Annotated in this window: 18 protein-coding genes; 10 read left to right on the top strand and 8 right to left on the bottom strand. The window is 71.7% G+C overall.

Annotated features, from left to right (window positions below; all coding sequences use genetic code 11):
* The 4 genes from KS423_RS05705 to KS423_RS05690 all read left to right on the top strand — a co-directional run.
* Window positions 1-2606, top strand: a 2606-nt coding sequence (locus tag KS423_RS05705; RefSeq protein ID WP_224275621.1) for a putative baseplate assembly protein, incomplete at its 5' end; no start/stop codon positions are given.
* Window positions 2603-4822: a hypothetical protein gene (locus tag KS423_RS05700; RefSeq protein ID WP_224275620.1), complete on the top strand. Its 2220-nt coding sequence runs from the start codon at window positions 2603-2605 to the stop codon at window positions 4820-4822. The genes KS423_RS05705 and KS423_RS05700, both read left to right, overlap by 4 nt.
* A 30-nt stretch (window positions 4823-4852) precedes the next feature.
* Window positions 4853-6268, top strand: a complete 1416-nt coding sequence (locus KS423_RS05695; RefSeq protein WP_224275618.1) for a DUF6519 domain-containing protein — start codon at window positions 4853-4855, stop codon at window positions 6266-6268.
* A 36-nt stretch (window positions 6269-6304) separates the two neighbouring features.
* Entirely contained in the window at window positions 6305-6628 is a 324-nt protein-coding gene (locus KS423_RS05690; RefSeq protein ID WP_224275616.1) for a hypothetical protein, read from the top strand.
* A gap of 445 nt (window positions 6629-7073) precedes the next feature.
* Here the strand turns inward: KS423_RS05690 and KS423_RS05685 are convergent, their stop codons facing one another.
* The 3 genes from KS423_RS05685 to KS423_RS05675 all read right to left on the bottom strand — a co-directional run bounded on the left by KS423_RS05685 (window position 7074) and on the right by KS423_RS05675 (window position 9307).
* A complete protein-coding gene (locus KS423_RS05685; RefSeq protein WP_224275614.1) occupies window positions 7074-7640 on the bottom strand; it encodes a TetR/AcrR family transcriptional regulator in 567 nt (188 codons plus the stop codon).
* 82 nt (window positions 7641-7722) lie between these two features.
* Window positions 7723-9111 (bottom strand): amidase, encoded by a 1389-nt coding sequence (locus tag KS423_RS05680; protein ID WP_224275612.1) that lies wholly within the window; start codon window positions 9109-9111, stop codon window positions 7723-7725.
* A complete protein-coding gene (locus tag KS423_RS05675; RefSeq protein ID WP_224275611.1) occupies window positions 9098-9307 on the bottom strand; it encodes a hypothetical protein in 210 nt (69 codons plus the stop codon). Before KS423_RS05675 ends, KS423_RS05680 begins: the two co-directional genes overlap by 14 nt.
* Before the next feature lie 141 nt (window positions 9308-9448).
* On the opposite strand from KS423_RS05675, the gene KS423_RS05670 reads away from it, so the two are divergent.
* From KS423_RS05670 to KS423_RS05660, 3 genes are all read left to right on the top strand, one after another.
* Window positions 9449-10699, top strand: coding sequence for an MFS transporter (locus KS423_RS05670; protein ID WP_224275609.1), 1251 nt, complete (start codon window positions 9449-9451; stop codon window positions 10697-10699).
* 30 nt (window positions 10700-10729) lie between these two features.
* Window positions 10730-11656, top strand: a complete 927-nt coding sequence (locus KS423_RS05665; protein WP_224275607.1) for an MBL fold metallo-hydrolase — start codon at window positions 10730-10732, stop codon at window positions 11654-11656.
* 630 nt (window positions 11657-12286) lie between these two features.
* Window positions 12287-13195, top strand: a complete 909-nt coding sequence (locus KS423_RS05660; protein ID WP_224275605.1) for a TIGR04222 domain-containing membrane protein — start codon at window positions 12287-12289, stop codon at window positions 13193-13195.
* A gap of 162 nt (window positions 13196-13357) precedes the next feature.
* Here the strand turns inward: KS423_RS05660 and KS423_RS05655 are convergent, their stop codons facing one another.
* The 3 genes from KS423_RS05655 to KS423_RS05645 form a co-directional block, all read right to left on the bottom strand.
* A complete protein-coding gene (locus tag KS423_RS05655) occupies window positions 13358-13579 on the bottom strand; it encodes a hypothetical protein (RefSeq protein ID WP_224275602.1) in 222 nt (73 codons plus the stop codon).
* A 183-nt stretch (window positions 13580-13762) separates the two neighbouring features.
* The gene (locus tag KS423_RS05650; RefSeq protein ID WP_224275599.1) at window positions 13763-16165 is read right to left on the bottom strand and encodes an ABC transporter permease; all 2403 of its coding nucleotides are present in this window, start codon (window positions 16163-16165) and stop codon (window positions 13763-13765) included.
* Window positions 16166-16250: 85 nt separating this feature from the next.
* Window positions 16251-16979, bottom strand: a complete 729-nt coding sequence (locus KS423_RS05645) for an ABC transporter ATP-binding protein (protein ID WP_224275596.1) — start codon at window positions 16977-16979, stop codon at window positions 16251-16253.
* A 144-nt stretch (window positions 16980-17123) separates the two neighbouring features.
* Here KS423_RS05645 and KS423_RS05640 point away from each other — a divergent pair, with 144 nt between their 5' ends.
* From KS423_RS05640 to KS423_RS05630, 3 genes are all read left to right on the top strand, one after another.
* Window positions 17124-18344 carry a sensor histidine kinase gene (locus KS423_RS05640; protein ID WP_224275593.1) on the top strand — a complete coding sequence of 407 codons (1221 nt, stop codon included), beginning with the start codon at window positions 17124-17126 and terminating at the stop codon, window positions 18342-18344.
* A complete protein-coding gene (locus KS423_RS05635) occupies window positions 18341-19024 on the top strand; it encodes a response regulator transcription factor (protein ID WP_224275579.1) in 684 nt (227 codons plus the stop codon). Before KS423_RS05640 ends, KS423_RS05635 begins: the two co-directional genes overlap by 4 nt.
* Window positions 19025-19450: 426 nt before the next feature.
* On the top strand, window positions 19451-20233 hold the full coding sequence (locus KS423_RS05630) for a class I SAM-dependent methyltransferase (RefSeq protein WP_224275576.1): 783 nt from the start codon (window positions 19451-19453) through the stop codon (window positions 20231-20233).
* 14 nt (window positions 20234-20247) lie between these two features.
* Here KS423_RS05630 and KS423_RS05625 read toward each other — a convergent pair whose 3' ends face one another.
* Window positions 20248-21036, bottom strand: a complete 789-nt coding sequence (locus KS423_RS05625; RefSeq protein WP_224275635.1) for an IS5 family transposase — start codon at window positions 21034-21036, stop codon at window positions 20248-20250.
* A gap of 186 nt (window positions 21037-21222) precedes the next feature.
* On the bottom strand, window positions 21223-22644 hold the full coding sequence (locus KS423_RS05620) for an NF041680 family putative transposase (RefSeq protein WP_224275573.1): 1422 nt from the start codon (window positions 22642-22644) through the stop codon (window positions 21223-21225).
* Window positions 22645-22682 lie beyond the last annotated feature (38 nt).

Genomic DNA, 22682 nt, shown 5'->3' with positions numbered 1-22682 from the left:
GCACCGCCCCCACCCGGCCCCCGCTGAGCGCCCGGGACCTCGCCCGCGACCCGCGGCGCCTGTTCGCGCCCGGCTCGGACCTCGGCGTGCAGCTGCTGTCCGCACTCGACCCCCGGCTGCGCGACGGCCTCTACCCCGCCTGGCGGCGGGTCGACCTGACGGCGCCGCTCGCCGTGCACGAGATCCAGGCGATGCGGGTGGTCGCCACCCCGTTCGGCGCCACCGCGCCACTCAAGCCTGTCTACGGCAACGACGGCCGGATCGACCGCTACGTGGACTGGCCGCTCTCCGGCAGCACGCTGATCGGCGTCCGGGTCGGCTTCGACACCGCCGGCACCGTCCCGAAGACCGCCGACTTCACGTACGTCGAGGCCGGCAGCCTGACGCACAACGGCTTCTCGCTGCCGTGGGACCACACCTTCCCCTTCGGGCCCGGACAGGTCAAGGTGGTCACCACCGAGCCGCCGGCGCCGCAGCCGAATCCGCACGCCGCCGCCGTGCGCGCCGCCGTGCCCGCTCCCGACCAGGAGGCCGGGGTCAGCGCCAAGTTCCTGGCCGAGCTGCCCGAGCGCACCGTCTTCGTGTCCCGCCCGCAGGCCGACGGCCGCATCCACGTGAAGGTCGACGGCGGGCCCGGCGCCGCGCTCGACTACCAGCTCGACCCGGGCCAGGAGAAGACCGGCGAGTCCGGCGAGCTGAACGTCCGGGTCCACCGCTACAGCGCCACCGACGAGTCGCCGCCCGCGGTCGAGGTGGTGTTCACCACGAAGCTGCAGCCGGTCTCCGGCACGGTCCTCACCCTCGACGCCGTGTACGACCAGATCGCGCCCGGCAGCTGGGTGGTCATCCAGCGCCCGCGCAAGGGAATCGACGGCGGCATCCCGGGCAGCCGCGACCTCGCCGAGGTCATCACCCGGGTGACCGACGTACGCGTGATCTCCCGCGCCGACTTCGGCATCACCGGCAAGGTAACCGAACTGTCCCTGCAGCAGCCGTGGTTGGACGAGAAGGACACCCAGCTCTCGGACATCCGGGACGCCACCGTCTACGCCCGCGGCGAGTCGCTGCGGCTCGCCGACGAGCCCGTCACCGAGGAGGTCCACGGCGACCGGATCGAACTCGCCCGGCTCTACGACGGGCTGACCCCCGGCCGGTGGATCGCGGTCAGCGGCGAGCGGACCGACATCCCGAACACCGCCGGGGTCCGGGGCACCGAACTCGCCATGATCGCCGGCATCGAGCAGAGCGTCGACCCGTGCCTGCCCGGGGACACCGTCCGCACCACCATCACGCTCAGCGCCCGCCTCGCCTTCCGCTACCGGCGCGACACCGTCCAGGTCCTCGGTAACGTGGTCCGCGCCACCCAGGGCGCCACCCGCGACGAGGCCATCGGCAGCGGCGACGCCGGCCTACCCGGCCAGCGCTTCACGCTGTGGCAGTCGCCGCTCACCTGGCTCGCCGCCGACACCCCCAGGGGCGCGCGCAGCACCCTGGAGGTCCGGGTCGACGGGGTGCGCTGGCACGAGGTCGACAGCCTCGCCGGGCGCGGCCCGGACGAACAGGTCTACGTCACCGCGACCACGACCGACGGCCGCACCACCGTCACCTTCGGCGACGGCGTGCACGGTTCACGCCTGCCCACCGGCCGGGAGAACGTCCGCGCCCGCTACCGGATCGGCATCGGCGAGAGCGGCAACGTCGGCGCCGGACGGATCACCCAGCTCACCACCCGCCCGCTCGGCGTCTCCGCCGTCGTCAACCCGTTGCCCGCCACCGGCGGCGCCGGACCGGACGGCCCGGGCCTGGCCAGGCGCAACATCCCGCTCGCCGTCACCGCCCTGGACCGGCTGGTCTCGGTGCCCGACTACGAGAACTTCACCCGCTCCCGGGCCGGCATCGGGCGCGCGAGCGCCACCCGGCTCTCGGACGGCAGGCGGGAGCTCATCCACGTCACGGTGGCCGGGGTGGACGACATCCCGCTCACCGCCGACTCCGACCTGATCCGCACCCTGCGGTCCTCGCTCACCACCTACGGCGACCCGAAGCTGCCGGTCGAGGTCGCGCTGCGCGAACTCGTCCTGCTGGTCGTCGCCCTGAGCGTCAAGGTCGACCCGGACCACTCCTGGGACCTGGTCGAACCGGCGCTGCGCCGCGCCCTGCTCGACCGGCTCGGCTACGCCGGGCGCCAACTCGGCCAGAGCGCCCACCTGTCCGAGGTGCTCACCGCCGCCCAGGCCGTCCCCGGCGTGGACTGGGTCGAGGTCGACGCCTTCACGGGCGTGCCCGGCAGCCTCACCCCGGAGGGCCTGGAGCACCTGTCCGAGCGGCTCGCCCAGCCGCAGCCGACCGTCCCGGCCCGACTCGCCCGCTTCGACGAACAGCGGTACCGGGTGCGGGGCCCCGAAGGGGAGGCCCTTACCGAGGTCGCCGCCCGCAACGGCATCTCGGTCGCCGAGCTGCTGCGTCTCAACCCGTCCGTCACCGACACCCAGCCGCTGCCGCCCGGCCGCGTGGTGACGGTGTTCCGCGGCATCCGCCCGGCCCAACTCGCCCTGCTGTCACCGAACCTGCCCGACACGTTGATCCTCAAGGAGGTGCTCCGATGACTCGTGATCCGGACGGACTGGTGGAGCTGCTGCCGCAGTGGCACCGGCTGCGGGACGCCGAGGCGGGCGAGCCGCTGCGCGCCCTGTTGGCCGTCATCGCCGAGCAGGTCGACGTCGTCCGCAGCGGCGTCGAACAGGGCTACCAGGACTGGTTCGTGGAGACCGCCGCCGACTGGGCCGTCGCCTACCTCGGCGACCTGGTCGGCTACCGGATCCGGCCCGGCTCCGCGGCGGTGCGCGCCACCGGCCTGACCGGCGGGGCCGCCCCGGAGCGGGCCGCGGCCCGCGACCGGCTCGCCGCCCGGCTGGCGCCGCGGCACGACATCGCGAACACCGTCGCCAACCGCCGGCGCAAGGGCACGCTCGCCCTGCTGGAGGAGCTGTCCGCCTCGGTCGCCGACTGGCCGGCCCGGGCGGTGGAGCTCTCCCGGCTGCTCGGCGGCACCCAGCCGGTGCGGCTGCTGCGCCCGGACGAGGAGCCGGCCGACCGTCAGCGGCTGAGCCGGGGCCGGCTGGTCGACGTGCGGCGCGGCGCCGAGCTGGACCTGCTCGGCGGGCCCTTCGACGGGCAGGCGCACACCGCCGACGTCCGCCGGGCCGCCTCCACCCGCTGCCAGGGCGGCTACACGCCGGCCGGTGTCGCCCTGTACGTCTGGCGGCTGAAGCCGTACCCGGTCACCCGGGCACCCGCGTACTGCATCGACCGGGCCAGGAACCTCTTCACCTTCTCGGTCCTCGGCAACGACGCCCAGCTGGTCACCAAACCCGAGCCGGAGCCGTCGACCACCCACCTCGCGACGATCGACAACGTGCCGGCCCCGATCCGGCGCCGTCAGCTCGCCGAGCGCCTGGCCGACTACTACGGGCCGGGCAAGAGCTTCGCCATCTGGCGCGACGGCGCCCAGGAGCCGGTCCCGCCCGCCGAGATCACGGTGGCCGACCTGAGCGACTGGACGTACCGGCCCAAGCGCGGGCAGGTCGCCGTCGACCCGCTGCTCGGCCGGATCGCCTTCGGCGCCCGCTCCGCCCCGCGCCGCGGCGTCTGGGTCGACTACCACTACGCGTCCGGCGACGACACCGGCGGCGGGGAGTACCCGCGCGACCGCCCGGAGGCCCGGCACCGGACGGTCTACCGGGTCGGCCCCGGCGGGCCGTACGAGCGGATCAACGACGCCTACCAGAAGTGGCGCGCCGACCAGGAGTCCGGCAGCGCGGGCGGCGCCGCCGTCATCGAGATCACCCACAGCGGCGCCTACCAGGAACAGGTGGACTTCGACCTGGCGGCCGACGACCGCCTCGAACTGCGCGCCGCCGAGGGCACCCGGCCGGTGATCCGGCTGCTCGACTGGTACAGCAACCGGCCGGACGCACTCAACGTCCGGGGCGTCTGCCCGGGCGGGCGGCTGGTCCTGGACGGGCTGCTGATCACCGGTCGCGGGGTCAACGTCACCGGACCGCTGGCCTCCGTCACCCTGCGGCACTGCACCCTGGTGCCGGGCTGGTCGCTGGAGCCGCACTGCGAACCGCACTCGCCGCAGGAGCCCAGCCTCGTGCTGGACCACACCACCGCCTGCGTGAAGATCGAGCGCAGCATCCTGGGCACGATCCAGGTCGTCGGCGACGAGGTCGACACCGACCCGCTGGAGATCCACCTCGCCGACAGCATCCTGGACGCCACCGGTCCCGAGCGCCCGGCGCTCTCCGGGCCCGACTGCGAGCACGCCTACGCGCTGCTGCACGCCCACCGATCCACCGTGGTCGGCGAGGTGCACACCCACGCGGTGCCGATCGCCGAGGACTGCGTGTTCACCGGGCGGCTGCGGGTGGCCCGCCGCTCGCTCGGCTGCCTGCGGTTCTGCTACGTCCCGCCGTGCTCGCGCACCCCGCGCCGGTACGAGTGCCAGCCGGACCTGGTGCGCTCGGCGGTGACCGAGCTGGTCGAGCGCGGCGAGCTGGACCCAGCGCAGGCCGCCCGACTGCGCGAGCTGGAGGCCGAGCGGGTCCGCCCGCTGTTCACCAGCCTGCGGTACGGCACGCCCGGCTACGGCCAGTTGGCCGCCGGGTGCGCGCCGGAGATCACCCGCGGCGCCGAGGACCGCTGCGAACTCGGCGCCTTCCACAACCTGTTCCAGCCCCAGCGCGAGGACAACCTGCGGGCGCGGCTGGCCGAGTACACCCCGGCCGGCACCGACGCCGGGATCTTCCACGCCTCCTGACCCGCTCCGAGTGAATCCGAAAGGGAAACCGTGCACGCAGACTTCTCGCGCCTGACCTTCCGGCCCGGCAAGCACTACTCCGCGGTGCTGACCCAGCAGGGCCGGGTCCAGCTCGACGCCGACGCCAACGAGCAGGCCGCGATCGAGCGGTACCAGCTGCGCGCGCTCGCCGCCGACCTGATCGGCCGCCGCGGCGGACCGGCCGCGGCGGCCGGATTCGCCATCGGCTACGTGCCGGGCAACCACGACGTGGACGACCTCACCATCGGCGGCGGCCGCTACTACGTGGACGGCATCCTGTGCGAGGCCGACCGGCCCGAGCCCGGCATCGCCGTGCCCGACGACGGCGGCCAGGGCAACGGCAGCGACGCCCGGGAGGCGCCCGCCGGCTGGACGTACTGGGACCAGCCGGACGCCTACCGGGACCAGGAGCGCGACGGCGACCGGCTGCCCGGCGAATTCCCGTTCCTGGTCTACCTGAAGGTCTGGGAGCGCAGCGTCATCGCCGTCGAGGACCCGGAGATCCGCGAGGTCGCGCTCGGTACGGCGATGCCCGACACGGCGGCCCGGGCCAAGCTCGTCTGGCAGGTACTCGCCCTGCCCGCCTCGGAGTTGAGTGTTCCGGACGGCGGGGCGTCCCGGGTGAGGGAGGCCTTCGACGCGTGGGCCGAGCCGCACGAGCGGCCGGGCGGGCTGCTGGCCGCGCGCGCCCGGCGGCCGGAGCGGGCGAGCGAGGAACCGTGCCTGGCCCACCCCGAGGCCGGCTACCGGGGTCCGGAGAACCAGCTGTACCGGGTGGAGGTCCACCACGGCGGCTCGGCGGAGGGCTGCGCCACGTTCAAGTGGTCCCGGGAGAACGGCTCGGTCGTCCTGCCGATCGCCTCGATCGAGGGCGTCTGGGTCGACCTCACCACGCTGGGCGACGACGACAAGCTCAGCCTCTCGGTCGGCGACTGGGTCGAGGTCGCGGACAGCGCGTACGTCAGCCGGGGCGAGGCGGCGAACCTGCTCCAGGTGGAGGAGACCGACCTGCCGGGGCGCCGGGTGCGGCTGTCCGCCGAACCGGTGCCGGAGGTCGGGCGGCTGGCCGAGCGCCACCCGTTCCTGCGCCGCTGGGACCACCGGGCGCCCCGCGGCCGGGACGCCCTGCCGCTGGCCGGCGGCGCCCTGCAGCTCCAGGAGGGCGCCTGGCTCGACCTGGAGGACGGCGTCCAGGTGTACTTCCGACCGGGCGGCGAATACACCCGGGGCGACTACTGGCTCATCCCCGCGCGGACCGCCACCGGCTCAGTGGAATGGCCGCAGAACGCGGCCGGCGAAGCGCTGCTCCGGGAACCGGCCGGGGTCCGGGTGCACCATGCCCCGCTCGCCTGGGTGAAGGGCCCGACCACGGTCGTCGACCTCCGGCAGACCTTCGCCCCGCTGACCGCCCCCACCCCGCAGTAGGGCGTGTCTGACAATTCCCGCCGGGTCCGACGCGAATTGTCAGACCCGCCCCAGCAGGTCCACGGCCCGCGCATCGAGTACCTCATCGGCCAGGCCCCGCCCCAGGCCTGGCAGAGGCTGTCCGCCGGACACGGCGCCAAGGGCGACCGCTTCTGCGACTGGGCCGCCGCCCGCCTGCCCGCCATCGGGGAGTTCGACGGCGACCAGCCCACCCGCCGGCGCTGGATGCTGGCCCGCCGCAGCATCACCAAGCCCGACGAGATCGCCTACTACCTCGCCTGGGGTAAATGCACAGGCTTCCACCTCGGTCCTGGCCAGCGGAAACGCGAACGGCTCGCCAGCTACGCGCTCGTCACATGAGCCGGAGGCCCCGCTCCGCCGGTCTTCCGAGCGGTCGTCGGGGCGGGGGGCTCAGCCCACTGACGAGAGGTCTGGGGGACCGGGAGCGGCGGGGTCTTGGGGGTCAGCCCCTCGTGGGAACGGGATTGGCCGGGTCGCCCAGCCCAGGGGGTGTGGGTGTCAGGGGTGACGGTCACGCCTGGGCCCTCGCCCTCGCCGTCAACCGCCGACTCACCCGCGCCGCCGCCCCACACGGCCCGGCTGAGCCGAGCCCGCAGGGGCCGCCACCGTCGGAACGAATGACGAGGCGGCACCGACGCGACTGTGAACCGGGACCGCGAAACGGCCCTGGTGAGCGAAGACGACATTCCAGCCGTCCCACCCCTGGCGGCGGTGTTGTGGCCACGGCTGGCAGGGTGCAACAGTCCGGCTCGGGAGCGGAGGAGCCGGCCGCAGGGGCGTTCGATCAGCGATCGTTCGACCCGACGAGCCCGACCACCAACCGACGCGCGTACGCGGTGTCGAGCCCCTCCGGACGAAAGAGGATGCGGTACATCATGGGGGCGACGACGCGGTCGAGGACTGTCTCGACGTCGGGTGCGTTCTCCTCGCGGCCGACCGCGCGGTCGAGGATGACGTCGATCTGCTCGGCCGCGTAGGCCGAGCACTGGCCGGCGTTGGTGCCGTCCGGGTCGCCGAGCAGGGCGTCGCGGATGTAGGCGCGGCCCGTGGGGACGGACATCTCCTCCAGGAACTGCTCGGCCCAGGCCTCAAGGTCGGACCTGAGGCTTCCCTTGTCCTCCGGCGCCGTCTCGGGCCGCAGACGCTCGACCGCCACGTCCGACAGCAGCTCCTGCAGGTCGCCCCAGCGACGGTAGATCGTGGACGGGGTGACTCCGGCGCGGGTGGCCACCAGGGGTACCGTGAGGGCTTCGCGGCCCACCTCCGCCTCGAGTTCGCGCACGGCGGCGTGCACCGACGCCTGCACCCTGGCGCTGCGCCCACCGGGACGCACCATGGTCTTTCGGCTCATGGAACCACCTTAAAGCAAATATGCTGCTTCAAGCGCTCGTCCTGGCCCCGGCCGGTGCGGCCGGAGCCACTCCGTCGGTTCGTCACACCGCTGCCAGCCGGCGTGCGGGCCGGGTCTGCTCGTAGGCGTGACCGACCCGCAGCAGCACCGGCTCCCCGAGGGGGCGGCCGAGCAGCTGCATGCCGATGGGCAGGCCTGTCGTGTCGTGGCCGACCGGGACGGACAGCGAGGGCACCCCGGTGATGTTGGCGGGGGCGGAGAGGCGTACGTAGGCGTCGGAGACCCCCTCGACGGTGCCGTCCGGCCAGGTGATCGACTCGTCGTCCGCCTTCACCGCAGTGGCCGGGACCGTCGGGGCGGCGATCACGTCGACCTCCTCCAGCAGGCGGGCCCAGGCCTGCTGCATGAGGGTGCGCGAGCGCTGGGCGCGCAGGTAGTCCCCGGCCGGCATCAGCTCGCCGACTTCGAGAAGGATCCGCACGTCAGCCTGGTACAGCTCGGGGACGGCGCGCACGGTGCGCTCGTGGTAGGCGGTGGCCTCCGGCACCATCAGGCCCCACTGGGTGGCCTGGATGTAGCGCGTCATCGGGATCTCGACCTCGACGAGCTGCGCTCCGAGGCTCTCGAGCTCGGCTGTGGCGAGCCGGACGGCGGCCTCCACCTCAGGGTCGACGTGGTCGAAGTAGTAGTTGCGCGGCACGCCGATGCGCAGGCCCGTCAGTTCCGTGGCGCCGCCGGGCCGGTAGTCCGGGCCGGCGGTGACCAGGGAGGCGGGGTCGCGGGGATCGTGGCCGGCCAGGACGGACAGGACCAGGGCGGCGTCCTCCACGGTGCGGGTGATCGGGCCCACGTGGTCCAGCGACCAGGACAGGGACGTCACACCGTGGCGGGGGACGAGGCCGTAGGTCGGCTTGAGGCCGACGACTCCGTTGAGCGCGGAGGGCACCCGGATCGATCCGCCGGTGTCGGTGCCCAGAGCGAAGGTCGCGGCGCCCGCGGCGACGGCGACGGCGGAACCGCCGCTGGAGCCGCCGGCGACCCGGCCCCGATCCCAGGCGTTGTGGGTCTGCGGGGTGGTCAGACCGTAGGCGAACTCATGGGTGTGCGTCTTGCCGAGCAGGACCGCACCGGCCGCGGCCAGGCGGGCGGCGACCGTGCTGTCGGCCTCGGCGCGGTGGTCCGCCCGGACCCGGGAGCTGGCCGTGGTGGCCGCGCCGGCGACGTCGATCAGGTCTTTCAGCCCCATGGGGATGCCGTGCAACGGGCCGTGCAGACGGCCGGCTGCGACATCCTGCTCAGCCTCGCGCGCCGCCCGGCGGGCCTCCTCCGCCGCGACGGTGACGTATGCCTGAAGGTGCCGCTCCACCTGCTCGAGGCGGTCGAGGACGGAGTCCACCAGCTCGACGGGGGACAGCTTTCGCGCCCGGATCGCGTCAGCGGCTGCGGCGATGGACAGTTCATACGGCTGCATCGTTCTTCTCCTCTCCGGCGCGGTAGGCGGCGGCAGGCGGGGTGTCTCCGAAGTCCAGTTCCCGCAGGATCGCGACGACGGACTGGATGTGGTTGGCGGTGGCGGCCACCGCGGCGAGCCGGTCGGCCGGCAGTGGGAGCCCGGCGCGGTCGGCCCAGCGGGCCGCCTCCGATGGCGTGAGTTCGGCAGCGGACATGAACGTTCTCTCCTGATCGGACTGGAGCAACGAAGCAGCCTCGGGCAACTCTCCGCGCCAAAAGCTAACAGTTTGCTTTAGCTGACACTAGGGCCTACCGTGGATTAAAGCAAACCAATTGCGTTTAGCGGGAGGGTTTCCATGTCCAACGCCACGTCAGACGCGGCAGCGCAATGCCTGTGCCCCGCAGCCCGCACCCGCGCGGCCTCCTTCGCCCTCGACGTGTCGATCGTCGCCCTCCTCCTGGCCGCCTCCAGTGCGCCGACGCCGCTGTACCCCCTGTACCAGGACCAATGGGGCCTGACCGCCCTGACGATCACGGTGGTCTTCAGCGCCTACTCCCTGACGCTGCTGGTGGCCCTGCTCATCGTCGGAGGGCTCTCCGACCACCTGGGGCGGCGGCCCGTCCTGATGGGTGCCCTGGTCCTGGAGGCAGCCTCCATGCTGCTGCTGGCCTCGGCGGACGGCGCCGGACCGCTCATCGCCGCCCGCATCCTGCAAGGGGCGGCCACGGGCGCCGCCACCAGCGCCGCGGGCGCCGCCCTCCTCGACCTTGAGGACCCCCGGCGTCCCGGCCGGTCCGCCCTGGCCAACAGCATCGCCCCAATCGTCGGCATGTCGGCCGGCGTACTGGTCTCCACCCTGCTCGTGCGCTTCGTTCCGGCTCCCACGGCCACCGTGTACGTAGTCCTGGCGGCACTCTTCGCCGCCCAGACGATCGCGGTCATCCTGACGCCGGAGACGGCCCACCCACACCCTGGCGCGCTGCGCTCCCTGCGTCCGCGGCTCGCCGTGCCGCCCTCGGCGCGCCGCGCCCTGCTGGCAGCCGGCACCGGAGTCGCCGCCGTCTGGGCGCTGGGCGGCTTCTACTCCTCCCTCGGACCGGCGCTCGTACGCCTGGTCGCCCCCGGCGCCCCGCACGTGTTTGCCGGGATGGTCTTCTTCGTTGTCAGTGCCGGGGCCGCGCTCACCGTGTGGAGGCTGCGCAGGACCGCACCGCTCGCCGCCGCCACCGGCGGAACCCTGGTGGTCATCCCCTCCACGGCCCTGAGCCTGCTCGGTCTGCACAACGCCAGCCTGACCGCCGTCTACGGCGGCGCGGCCCTGGCCGGCATCGCCTTCGGCGCTGTCTCCCAAGGCGCGCTCCGCATGATGCTCGCCTCGTTCGACGAAGGGGACCGCGCCGCGACCCTGGCCGCCTATTACGTCCTCAGCTACCTGTCCATGAGCCTGCCCGCCATCGCCACGGGCGCCGCCGCCCAACACTTCGGACTGCGGACTGCTTCCCTCGCCTACGCCGTGGCCGCCGCACTCCTCGCCGTCGCGGCGGCGGCAGCACTCACCGCCTCCGGACGCAAGGCACTCCGCATCACAGACGGCCACCTCCGCTGAAACCACCGAACAACAAAGGAACGACGGACCATGAACGCTTCACCGACCGGCCAGACCACCGCCATCCCCTCCTGGGCCGTGGGCGCTGTCACCGTCCACCGCATCGACGAGGTCCTCCTGCCGCCCGCGACCGGCCCCTGGCTGCTGCCGAACGCCACCACGGACGTGGTCAAGCACCAGGACTGGCTGCAACCTGACTTCGCCGACCACGAGGGCATCCTGCACATCGACAGCCACAGCTTCGCCTTCACCGTCGGCGGGCTGCGCATCCTCGTCGACACCGGCATCGGCAACGGCAAGGAGCGGGCCAACCCGGCGTGGCACAACCTGCGGACCGACTTTCTCGAGCGCCTCACCGCTGCCGGCTTCCACCCGGACTCCGTCGATCTGGTGATCCTCACCCACCTGCACGCCGACCACGTCGGCTGGAACACGCAGGAGGTGAATGGCGAGTGGGTCCCCACCTTCCCCAACGCCCGCTACGTCACATCCCGCGCCGAGCGGGAGTTCTGGGCCACGTACGACATGGAGGAGGCACGCAGGCACATGTTCCGCGACTCCGTGGTCCCGGTCGAGGAGGCACGGCTGCTCGACCTCGTCGACGTCCCAGCCGAGGGTGTCGAGATCGCCCCGGGCCTGCGCCTGCTGCCCACGCCCGGTCACACCCCCGGCCACATCGCCGTCGAGCTGACCAGCCAGGGGGAGACGGCGCTGATCACCGGCGACTGCATCCACCACCCGGTCCAGTTCGCCCACCCCGCCATCGGCGCCTGCGTCGACATCGACCCGGCGCAGTCCGAGGCCTCGCGCCGCAAGCTGCTCGGCTCCCTCGCCGACACGGACACCCTGGTCCTCGGCACGCACTTCGCACCGCCCACCGCCGGCCTCGTGGTTACCCACGAGAACGCCTACCGGCTCGCGCCCGTCCCCGCCACCCCGCGGACCGTCCTGCACTGACCACGTGGCCGGTCCGGCCCGTGGTCGGCCGCGCGGAGCGCAGGCCGACCACGGGCACGCAGGCGACCGTTCGTATGGTGGCGAGGCGTTGGACAGCGGCTCCCGTATGCGCCCGCCGTACATCCCGATGAAGCTCGGTCCGACCTTCGCGACCGACCGGCGGTCGCAGAAGAGCCCTGGCGACGCTCGACCGGCCCCGTGGTCGGGTTGATCCTGTCGTAGGCGCGCTCTCCAGCCGCTGGCGCTGGTCGTGGTCGACTTCGCCGTTCAGGTGGAGGACCTGGGCGGCCCCAGGGATTGTCGTAGTGGTGATCCGTAGCAGCGGTGCGGTGGCGCCGGTGTTCTCAGTGAGTGTGCCGTGCCGGGGGGATATGAGAGCTCCCTTCCGGCCGGGGAGAGGTGCCCGTACACGAGCCTGCCCCGGGCCGGTGGCCTCGTCCAGCGGGCTCCGTCGCCGAAAACGAAGGCCCGGCCCTGCAGCGCTCCCACGCTCACGGGCCGGGCCCGCCGCTTCAGGCGACGGCAGCCAGGTCCGCGCGGCCGGACAGCAGAGCGTAGCCGCGGGGCAGGTGGGGGACTTGCCGGGTGGCCCGGGGCGTACCCACACTGGAGTGACTCGTAGGGGGCGTCATGTGGGTGGTACTGGTCCTGCTGGCAGGGACGGGTATGGGACTGGCCGCGGCCTGGCTCAATTTCCGGGCCAAGGCGCGTGGGCTGAACCGGGCCGAACGGCTGGCGGCGGGACGGGAGTTCGACCTCGGACTAGAGGAACTCGCCTGTCTGGCACACCACCTGGCGGAGTTGAAGCTCTTGGAAATGTACGAGGCGGGCCGGATCGTCGTCTCCCGTACGGGGGACGTCACCGCGACCACGGCCCTCGCCTGCCCGGAGGACGGCTTCGAGGCGGAGGTCGTGCGCCGCCTCGGCCCCACCCGCACCGGTGACATGGGGAAGCTGATCACATGGGTGGACTACGACCCGCCGGCGCAGGCCCTGCGCAGCCGACTGGCGGTCGCGGGCCTACTCAACGACCGTGAGTTGGTCGACCGGATGTGGCTGGCCTACGGTTGGACGCCCGTGGCGTCCGGCGCGGTGGCCGTGGCGGGTGTGGCCGCATTCGTGTTCACGCTCGTGCGGCACGACAACTGGCTTTTCCCACTGGTGGCTTTCCCCGTGCTGTTCGCGGTGGCCCTGTTGGTCAACTATCTCGTGGAGCCGCCCTGGGAAGCCCGGGACCGGTACACCTCGCTCGGCTCCCGCGTACTCTCCGAAGCCCGGGCGGCCGACCGTCGCGAGCACGGGCCCACGGTCGACCGTCGCGAGCACGGGCCGATGGCCGTGGCCCTGGCCGGGCTGTCGGCTCTGCCGGTGGACCATGCCCTGCGGATCTGCCTCGAAGCCTCCCGGGCTCGGGCCCGCAAGCGCGCCGGCACCACCCGCGGCATCGGCGGTGGCAGCTACAGCGGCGCGAGCTGCGGGACCGGTTGTGCGTTGGGCTGCGGGACAAGTTGTGGTTCGAGCTGCGGCAACGGCTCCTGACCGCGGTGGAACTTCACGTTGAAGTTCCACCGGAAGGCCGAGCACCCCGCCGACCTCCTTGACCGTGACCGGCCCAGCCGCGTCCCGCACGATGGTCAAGATGCGCTGATAGTCCGGCGGGAGCGTATCGGGACAGACGCCGACGGCACGAGTCGGGATCAGTCACACCGACCGGCCGCCCACCTGGGCTTCCGGTGGCGCGGGCGCAAGCGACAAGTACTCACCAAGGCCCTGCTCCCTGATCCGCTGCACGACGCGTTCGGCCACCACCAGTTCATCACGCTCGACCCGCACGTCGGCCAGCCGCTTGACCAGTTCCTCCTCCAGAAGGTCCAGCTCGGCACGCCGAGCGGCGATCCGTTCCAGCATCACCGAATCCGTCATGGATCCAGAGCGCAGGAACCCCACCGCGCTCTGCGACGCCGAAACCGGGAAACGTCAAACGATCGAGACCGCAGACAGCCGCCCACGACCAGCACGAGCACGAGCACCTACCATCCCAGCCATGCCATCACCCTGACCAACAGCTTCAAGATGGTAGGTCCTCAGTGCTACGAGCGACCGGTTCTACTCGGTCCGCAGCGCGGTGGCGGTCCGGGAGCGGGCCGCCCAGCCGGCCGGCAGCAGGGCGCCGAGCAGGGCGATTGCGATCCCGCCGGCCAGCAGCGGGAGCAGTATCCCGGCGGTGTAGACGTCGGTCACGCTCGACGGCAGGTTCCTGCCGATCGCGCTCGCCATCTGGGTCATCGTCGCCTTCTCCACCGCTATCCCGATCGGGACCCCGATCAGCCCGGCGACCAGACCGGTGAGGCTCACCGAGGTCAGCACCATCGCGATGGTCTGCTTGGGCGTCATCCCGAGGGCCTTGAAGATCCCCAGGTCGTGGATCCGTTCCCGGGTGTCCTGCACCACGGTGTTCAGCACGCCGAGCGCGGCGACCGCGATCATCATCAGCGTGAGGGTGGCCACCAGGGCGACCATGGTGAGCACCGTGGGGTTCGCGTACGTGATGTTCGGGGTGGCCGCGGCGTGCAGCGGGGTCAGCGCGGCGGTGGCCGAGGCGGACCAGGTGGAGCCGCTGACGTTGTCGGCCAGCTTGACGTTGAACTGGGTGATGTACGGCGTCAGACCTGCGGCGGTGAACGAGGCGTTGTCGGTCATCAGGACCGCGTTGCTGGTGGCATCGAAGTCGATGCCGACGATCCGCAGCGGCAGTCGCTTGTTGTCCTGCGCCACGGTGACGGTGTCGCCGACGTGCACCCCGGCCGTCGAGGCCAGGGAGTCGTTGATCACGGCTTCGCCGGGGTTCTGGTACCAGCGGCCGTGCAGCAGCACCATGTTGGTCCAGGACAGGTCGCCGGTGGTGGTGTCCACAATCGCATGGTCCCCCGTCGGCGCGCCGATCAGGGTCGCGCCGCTGTTGCCCCAGCCGAACGCGGCCTTCGTGCCCGGGACCGAAGCGATCGCGGCGGCCACCTCGGTGGAGTCCAGGTGGGGATTGGCAGGGCCGCCGCCGGGGGCGTGGAAGCCGGCGGGCGTGCCGGCGGGCACCACGATCATCGACGCGGCGTTGAAGCCGGCGGTATTCGTGTCCGTGTACTTGGTGAACGCGGTCTCCAGCCCCATTGCGAACGTGACGCTGACCGCGCCGAACAGCACTGCGGCGCCGACCAGCGCGGCCCGGGCCGGCTTGGCGAACGGTTGGGCCAGTCCCAGCGACATCGGCCGGGGCAGCGGCAGCCTGCTTGCCAGGCGCTGCGCGCCTTGGCCGCGCTTGGCCTTCGGGGCACGGCCGACGACCAGGGTCTGCACCGCCGGCATGCGGCCGGCCCGAAGTGCCGGGATGAGCGCGGTGACACCGACGATGACCAAGGTGCCGATCGGCACGACGAGGCTGACCCACACCGGCAGGCTGGCGTCGGCGGCACCGAGATCCTTGCTGGCTTTGCCCAGGACCGGAACGGCCAGCACGTTGCCCATCAGCGTGCCGCCCACCACGCCGATCGTCGCCGGGATCAGGGCTTGTGCGGCGTAGGCGCGGGCCACCTGCCAGGGGGTGAAGCCGAGCGACTTCAGGATCCCGATGCGCCGGATTCCCGAGACCACCGCGCCGCTGACCACGATCGCGATGATCAGCACCGACAGGAACAGGCCGAGGACGCCGAAGACGATCAGGAACGGCACGAAGGACTTCGCGCTGCCGACGGCCTGCTTCTCCGCGGCCAGGTAGGACTGTCCGCTCTCGACCGAGCCGGCCGGCGCGGCGGCGGCGATCGCCTGCTTGTCCGTGGTGAGGTCGGCGTCGGTCCCGGATTTGGCGAACCGGTAGAGCATCTGCTCGTCGGTCTTGGCGCCGGCGGCGGTCATCCGCGCGAAGCCGTCGGCGGTGAGGAAGCCGGTGGCGGTGTTGGTCAGCGAGTTCGCCAGGCCGACGACCTTGAACGAGGGCTTGCCCGGCAGCGAGTCGAACACCACGGAACCGTCTGCGCAGTGATGGTCCCATGAAGCCAGGACGATCTCGTTCGCGCTGGTCGGCCACCTGCCATCGACCAGGGCCAGATGGTCCAGGCCGGAGGTGGCGGCCAGGTCGGGCCGGGTGGTGGCGATGACCGGCTGGTCGGCGCGACCGGCCATCGGCATGCCCGGGGCGATGTTCGCGGTGCAGTCCGTGCCGAAACTCGTGTTCAGGGCGGAGGTGACCGGGTACGGCCCGGACGCCTCGGTGACGCCGGCGGCGTGCGCCGTGGCGGCGGCCTGCGCGGCAGTGGCCTTCGAGCCGTCGAACTGGACCGACAGATGCGCGCCGTTGCGGGCCTTGAAGGCGTGGTCGAACGGGGCCTGCACGGCGGCCAGCAGACCGAGCGAGAGCACCGAGGAGGTGACGGCCGCGAACGTCGTCAGGGCCATCACGAGGGACTGCACACGACGTCGGCCGACGCCGGAGCGCACGACCTTGCCCAGGGCGCTCATCGGACCGCTCCCGCCGGCAGCAGACGGGCCACGGCCCGGAAGGAAACCTCGTACAGGCGCTGGGACGGCAGCGCTGGGAGCCGCGTCATCGGACCGCTCCCGCCGAGCTGTTGGAGGTGGCACCGCTGACCGGGTTGACCACGTCCCGTGCCACGGCACCGTCCACCAGCTCGATCGTGCGTCGCGCGGTGTTCGCGGCCAACTGCACGTCGTGGGTGACCAGCAGGATGGTCTGACCCTCGGCGTTCAGATCCAGCAGCAGCCGGCGCACGTCCTCGGCCGAGCGCGAGTCCAGCGCGCCGGTCGGCTCGTCGGCCAGCAGCAACGCCGGCCGGTTCATCAGGGCCCTGGCCACCGCCACCCGCTGCCGCTGACCGCCGGACAGCCGCTGCGGGTAGGCCTTGGCGTGCCGGTCGATGCCCAGCGAGGTGAGCAACTCGGTCGCCCGCCGCTTCGCCTCGCCCTTGCCCATCCCGGCCAACTGCGCCGGAACCATCACGTTGTCCAGCACCGTCAGGTCGTCGAGCAGGTTGAAGAACTGGAAGATCATGCCGATGGAAGCCCGCCGGTACTTCGCCGAACCGGCCTCGCCGAGTTGGTCGACCCGGGTTCCGTTGACGGTCACGGTGCCGCTGGAAGGCTTGTCCAGACCCGCGACCAGGTTCAGCAGCGTCGACTTGCCACTGCCGGAATGGCCGAGGATCGCCACGCACTCACCGGCCGCCACGGACAAGGTCACCCCGGCCAGCGCGGGCGGGCCGTCATCATATTTCTTTGTCGCGTCCTGGAGATCGATCATCGGCTCATTCGTCATGGCCACGAACCTAGGAACGGACCGTGATCCACCGCGTCGGCCGGCGGATGTCACCTCTCCCCCCAGGCCATCGGCCCGGCGGCGTACTCCGTGTACACCCCCGGGACGACGCGCAGAGTCGACGCCCATCCATACGATCTCCGCATGGAAGAGCTGCTCCGGCGTTTCTCGACATCGGCACCCGTGACCTGGCTGACGGCACAGGCCGTGGTACTGGCCACCGCCTGCTTCTACGCGCTGATGCTCTGCTGGACGATGCCGGTCCATCAGCTCCGGCGCTACGACGGCGGCCCGTTGCGGTTCCCCGACCTCGGGCCCGACCAGATGATCGGTCTCTGCCTCGTGCTCGCCTTGCCGATCCTGCTGGTGCGCCGTCTGCCCGCGACGGTCTTCGCGGCGGTCCTGGTCGAAGAAGCAGCCCTCGGCAACCTCTTCGGCGCGCGGCCCTGGATCGTGCTCCTCCTGCTCCTGGTCTTGGCCGGGTACCTCGCTGCCCGGCGGCCGACGGCTGCCGCCGTCGGCTGCGTCGCGGCCGTCGCGACCGTGTTCGCCGAGCGCACCCTCGTCCCCCACGGGGAATCCGTCGGCGACGCGGCCCGGGGGGCCGGGCAGCTCGCGTTCGTGTTCGCGGTCGCGTGGGTCTTCGGCGGGGTGTACCGCAAACGCCGTGAATACCTCGGAGCCCTGCACGAGCAGACCGCGGCCCGCGCCGTCATGGCCGAGCGGCTGCGGATCGCCCGCGAACTGCACGACAGCGTCGCGCACAGCATCGGGATCATCACGGTGCTGTCGGGAGCGGCGGCGCGGGTCGTGGAGACCAAGCCTGAGCAGACGCGGCAGGCGCTGACCGGCATCGAGACCACCAGCCGGGAGACGCTGCTCGGGCTGCAGCGCATGCTCGGAGCGCTTCGCCGCGCCGAGCCCGACGACGCCATGCCGCGGGCCGCTCCGCTGGCGCCGTCCGGCAGCCTGGCGGACGTCCCGCAGCTCGCCGAACGCACGGCCGACGCCGGGGTGCGGGTCCACGTGACCTGGCGGGGCGAGCAGCGTCCGCTGCCGCCGGAGATCGAGCTGTCGGCGTTCCGGATCGTCCAGGAGTCGGTGACGAACGTGGTGCGGCATTCCGGTGCGCGGACGTGCCGGGTCGCGGTCGGTTACGAGCCGACAGGAGTGACGATCGAGGTGGTGGACGACGGGGACGACGGTCTCGGCGGGCCCGGCCGTCCGAGGCTCTCGGCGGCGGCCGGCGGGAGCGGCTTCGGCCTGCTCGGCATGCGCGAGCGGGTGACGTTGCTGTCCGGCCAGTTCAGCGCGGGCCGGCGTCCGGAGGGCGGATTCCGGGTGGCTGCGAGGCTCCCGGTATGAGTGTGCGGGTGCTGCTGGTCGATGACCAGCCACTGATGCTGGTCGGGCTCGCGATCCTGATCGGCGACACCGACGACCTGGAGGTGGTCGGTGAGGCCGGCGACGGCCGCGAGGCGGTGCGCCTGGTGCGTGAGCTGCGGCCGGACGTCGTGGTGATGGACATCCGGATGCCGGGCATGGACGGGATCGAGGCGACCCGGCAGGCGACCGCCGAGCCGGACCCGCCCAAGGTGCTGGTGCTGACGACCTTCGACGACGACGAGTACGTCTACGGCGCACTGCGCGCCGGGGCCAGCGGATTCCTGCTCAAGAGCATGGCCCTGGACGCGATCCTGGACGCGATCCGCGTGGTAGCGGCCGGCGACGCGTTGATCGCGCCGAGCGTGACCCGACGGCTGATCGCGGACTTCGCCGGAACGTCCGGCCCCGCGGCCCCCGAACCGGACGCCGAGCCCGCCGCGGACTCAAGTCTCATCGCGGGGATCACCGACCGGGAGCGCGAGGTGCTGGCACTGGTCGGACAGGGACTGTCGAACGGTGAGATAGCCGAGCGGTTGGTGATCAGCGCGGCGACGGCGAAGACGCATGTCGCGCGTCTGTTCGCCAAGCTCGAAGCTCGGGACCGCGTCCACCTCGCGATCATCGCCTTCGAGGCCGGACTCGTGCCGCGTAGACGGTAGGGCAGGATGAGAAGAACGATCGAGACCACGAGTTCGCCGCGTTCCGGATGCGCCAGCACACCCACCTGCGCCTCCTCGGGCGGCGGCGCGAGGGACAGGTACTCCCCGAAGCCCTGCTCGCTGATCTGCTGCACCACGCGTTCGGCGAAGGTCCCGGGCCGCAAGCGGGGCCTTGCCGTCGACGTCCTGGGCCTGGTGATCGCGGTGCTTAGAGGCCGCGCAGATAGGCGGGATGCAGCTCGGCTGGCAGGTAGGGCAGGCAAGCTCCCTGATCGCGGAGTTGCGACGCTCTGTAATCACCGAGAGACCTGTGTTTGCGGTGTCGTGGCCCGAGGGGCGTGCGGGAATCGCGAGGCGATTCGCGCCGGACGGTGAACCGTCGAAACTCGGATGCGTGCGCCGCTCCGGCCTGCCATTCTCGGCGCCATGCGTACGTTCGAAGAGCTCGTAGAGGAAGGCGAGGCCGTCCCCACGGCGGGCTGGGACTTCTCCTGGTTCACAGGTCGCGCCAGCGAGCAACGACCGTCCTGGGGCTATGCGAAGCTGCTCGCCGAGCGGATGGCAAAGGCTGCTGCCGGACTCGATATCCAGACGGGCGGTGGCGAGGTGCTGGCCTCGATCCCTGTCGCCCCGTCGGTGCTAGCGGCGACGGAGTCCTGGCCCCCGAATATCGCGATCGCCCGCCGTAGTCTGGCGAAGTTCGACGCGACCGTCGTTGAGGCCGATGACGCATCCGACCTGCCGTTCGCGAAGCAGTCGTTCGACCTGGTGGTCAGCCGGCACCCCGTGGTGACCCGCTGGGACGAGGTGCGACGGGTACTACACCCGAACGGCGTGTACCTGGCCCAACACGTCGCGTCCGGCTCGGTGCGGGAACTGACCGAGTTCATGATGGGGCCTCAGCCGGCTAGGTCGCACCCGACGCCAGTGGCCACCACTTACGCGGGAACGAGTCCGATCGCGTCGGTGGCCGCCGCGGAGGCGGCGGGCTTGGACGTCGTCGACGTACGCCAGGAAGCTCTCCGGATGGAGTTCCACGACATCGCGGCGGTGGTCCACTTCCTACGCAAGGTGATCTGGATCGTCCCCGGTTTCACGGTGGACGCCTACCGCGACCGCCTGGCGGAACTTCACTCCTTCATCGAGCGCCATGGTCCGTTCGTGGCTCACTCGCAGCGCCTCCTCATCGAGGCACACCGGCGAAGGTAGGAATAGGCGGCAGCTTATGGTTGGCGCCGGGGGCGGGTGTCCCAGCGGTGAGTGGTCCACGCTCGGCGGATCAGGCTGCGGATGGTGATGATCGTGTCGGCAAGATCGAAGAAGGCGTTCATGACGGTGGTGCGGCGTTCGTAGCAGCGGGCGAGGCGGTGGAAGGCGTTCTGCCAGGCGTGGGTGCGTTCGACGTGCCACCGCTGGCTCGCCTGGATCGGCGCCTTCTTGCCCTTGTGCGCGATGCAGCCGTGCAGGTTTCGGGCGGCGAGTTCGGTGCGGGTCTTGTCCGAGTCGTAGCCGGCGTCGAGGTGGACAGTGATGTCGTCGGGCAGCGGCCCGAGGTCGTCCAGCAGGTCCAGGGTCGGGGCGAGCAGCGGGGAGTCGTTGCGGTTCGCTCCGGCCAGGACCCGACCGAGTGGGATGCCGTAACCATCGGTCATGCCTGAGCTTTTCAGGCCTTGTTTGCCGCGGTCGACCGGTGAGCGTCCGGCGGCCTCGCCGCCGCCGGGAGCCTTGGTGATGGAACCGTCGATGGCGATCTGGTCGAGCACGAGCCCGACGATCCGGTCGTAGGACTGGACCGCGATCTGCTTGAGCTGGGCGAAGACGCCGAGGGCGATCCACTCGTCACGGCGGTTGCGGATGGTGGTCGCCGAGCAGGTCGTGTCGGCGATGGCCTGGTAGGAGCAGCCGAACCGAAGCAGTTGCAGCAGCTTGTCGAACACGATCCGGTCGCTGATGCGGCGGCGGTGGCAGCCCAGCGGATGGCGCGGATTGACCGTCGGGCGTTCGGGCAGCAGCGCCGCGAATTAATCCCAGAGCGGGTCGGTCAGCCACGATGGCAGCACGGGCACAGGTCCCCCAAGTGATCACAGAACGCCGCAACTCCATGATCACCGGAACCTGTGCCCGCCTTGCTATTGGGTTCCCCGCCCCGCCTATCTGTGCGGGCTCTAAGCTTGAATTTAAAGGTTGCCCCTCGGCATTCAGGCCGAGGGGTTGTCCTTTTTCTGCTGGTTCTTGCCGACGGGATGGCGGGGTGCGGGGGTGGAGGTGCGGCCCTGGGGGCGGCCGGGTCCGGGACGGGCGGCTTTCGGCGTCCTGGCCGGAGTGCCGATGAGCCGCCGGATCCGGTGATAGCCGCGGCGGACCCGGCCCGGGGTGAGCAGGTCGGGGGTGAGGGGTTTCTCCCAGGGACGGCGGAGGTCGGCGGAGAGGGGCCGGGCGAGGCGGAGCTGGGTGTAGGCGGTCAGGACCAGCCAGACCCAGCGGTCGGCCTGCTCCGGGTGCCGCAGGCGGGGCCGGGTCAGGCCGAGGGTCTGCTTGAGGAAGCGGAACGTGTGCTCGAGGTCGAAACGACGCAGGAAGATCCGCCAGAGACGGTCGACGTCATGGGCGGCGGCGTCGGGGACCGAATGCCACAGCCACAACGGCTTGGGGTCCCGGTTCCCGGGTAGGTGCTCGACCGCCAGATGGACCAATGTTCCTTCAACGATGGGGAGTTCACCATCGTGGTTGGCCCAGCCGCCCTGGCGGCGTTCCAGTTTCGGGTGGAGACGTCCCCAGCAGCGGGCGGTCACGGTGCCGAACCGGTCATGGCGGGTGGCCGACTCCTGGACTGGTGACGGATGCGTGGCCGCATCGGCCAGCCGGAATTCCTCGCCATGGCGGGGTTGCCGGCCGGGCGTGGGTCCTTTGCGGCGGCCGGCCGGGTGGCGCATGACCCGGTCCGCGCGGATCCGCCCCAGCAGTCGCACCGGCTCATCGCGCAGGAGCCAGGTCAGGCGCACGACGTCGTAGCCGGAGTCCAGGACGAACAACACCTTGGGGTCGCCCTCGCGCCACTGCCCGGCCTTGCGAAGTCGTTCCAGCAGGTCGTGGATCTGGGCGGCGGTGACCTCGGTCGGATCGTCATCGGGGCCTATACGGACCGCATCGAGGACCCCGGTCCACGAGGAGCGGCCACCGCCCAGCGCGGCGGCGACCTGGTACGGCCAGCCCGGGATCGTCTGCCGGACGCCGTCGCAGCGGCATGGCCGGTAGCAGTGCAGTCGCTGTGGTGAGCATTCAGCGTCGGGTCGCGGCCAGGGCGTCACATCCACCGCGATCGACAGCTGCCGGTCCGCTCCGCGCGGCAACTCCAGCCCGGCCAACGCAAGTTGCAGTCGTCCGATATCGATCCGGCCGTTCGCCAGGGCGTCGTACATGGCCCCGCGCCCGCGCCGGTGCACCGCCTCCAAACTCAACTCCGGGAGCGACACCACAGGCCCCGCGGCACACAGCACCGCATCCACCAGCTCGAACAATGCATCCGCGCGGCTGGGCATCGCCTCATACAACTCCATCCGAAAGGAGGACAGTTCAGCCAATGCCGACCGATGAGCGGCTGCATGGACCACACTGGACACCGACGACCTCCCGGCCCGTTGTGAGACTCGACATCACA

This window comes from Streptomyces sp. LS1784 (assembly GCF_020103755.1).
Taxonomy (GTDB): Bacteria; Actinomycetota; Actinomycetes; order Streptomycetales; family Streptomycetaceae; genus Kitasatospora.
The sequence above is the reverse complement of the archived record's forward strand: the minus strand, read 5'-3'. Positions and strand labels throughout refer to the sequence as shown.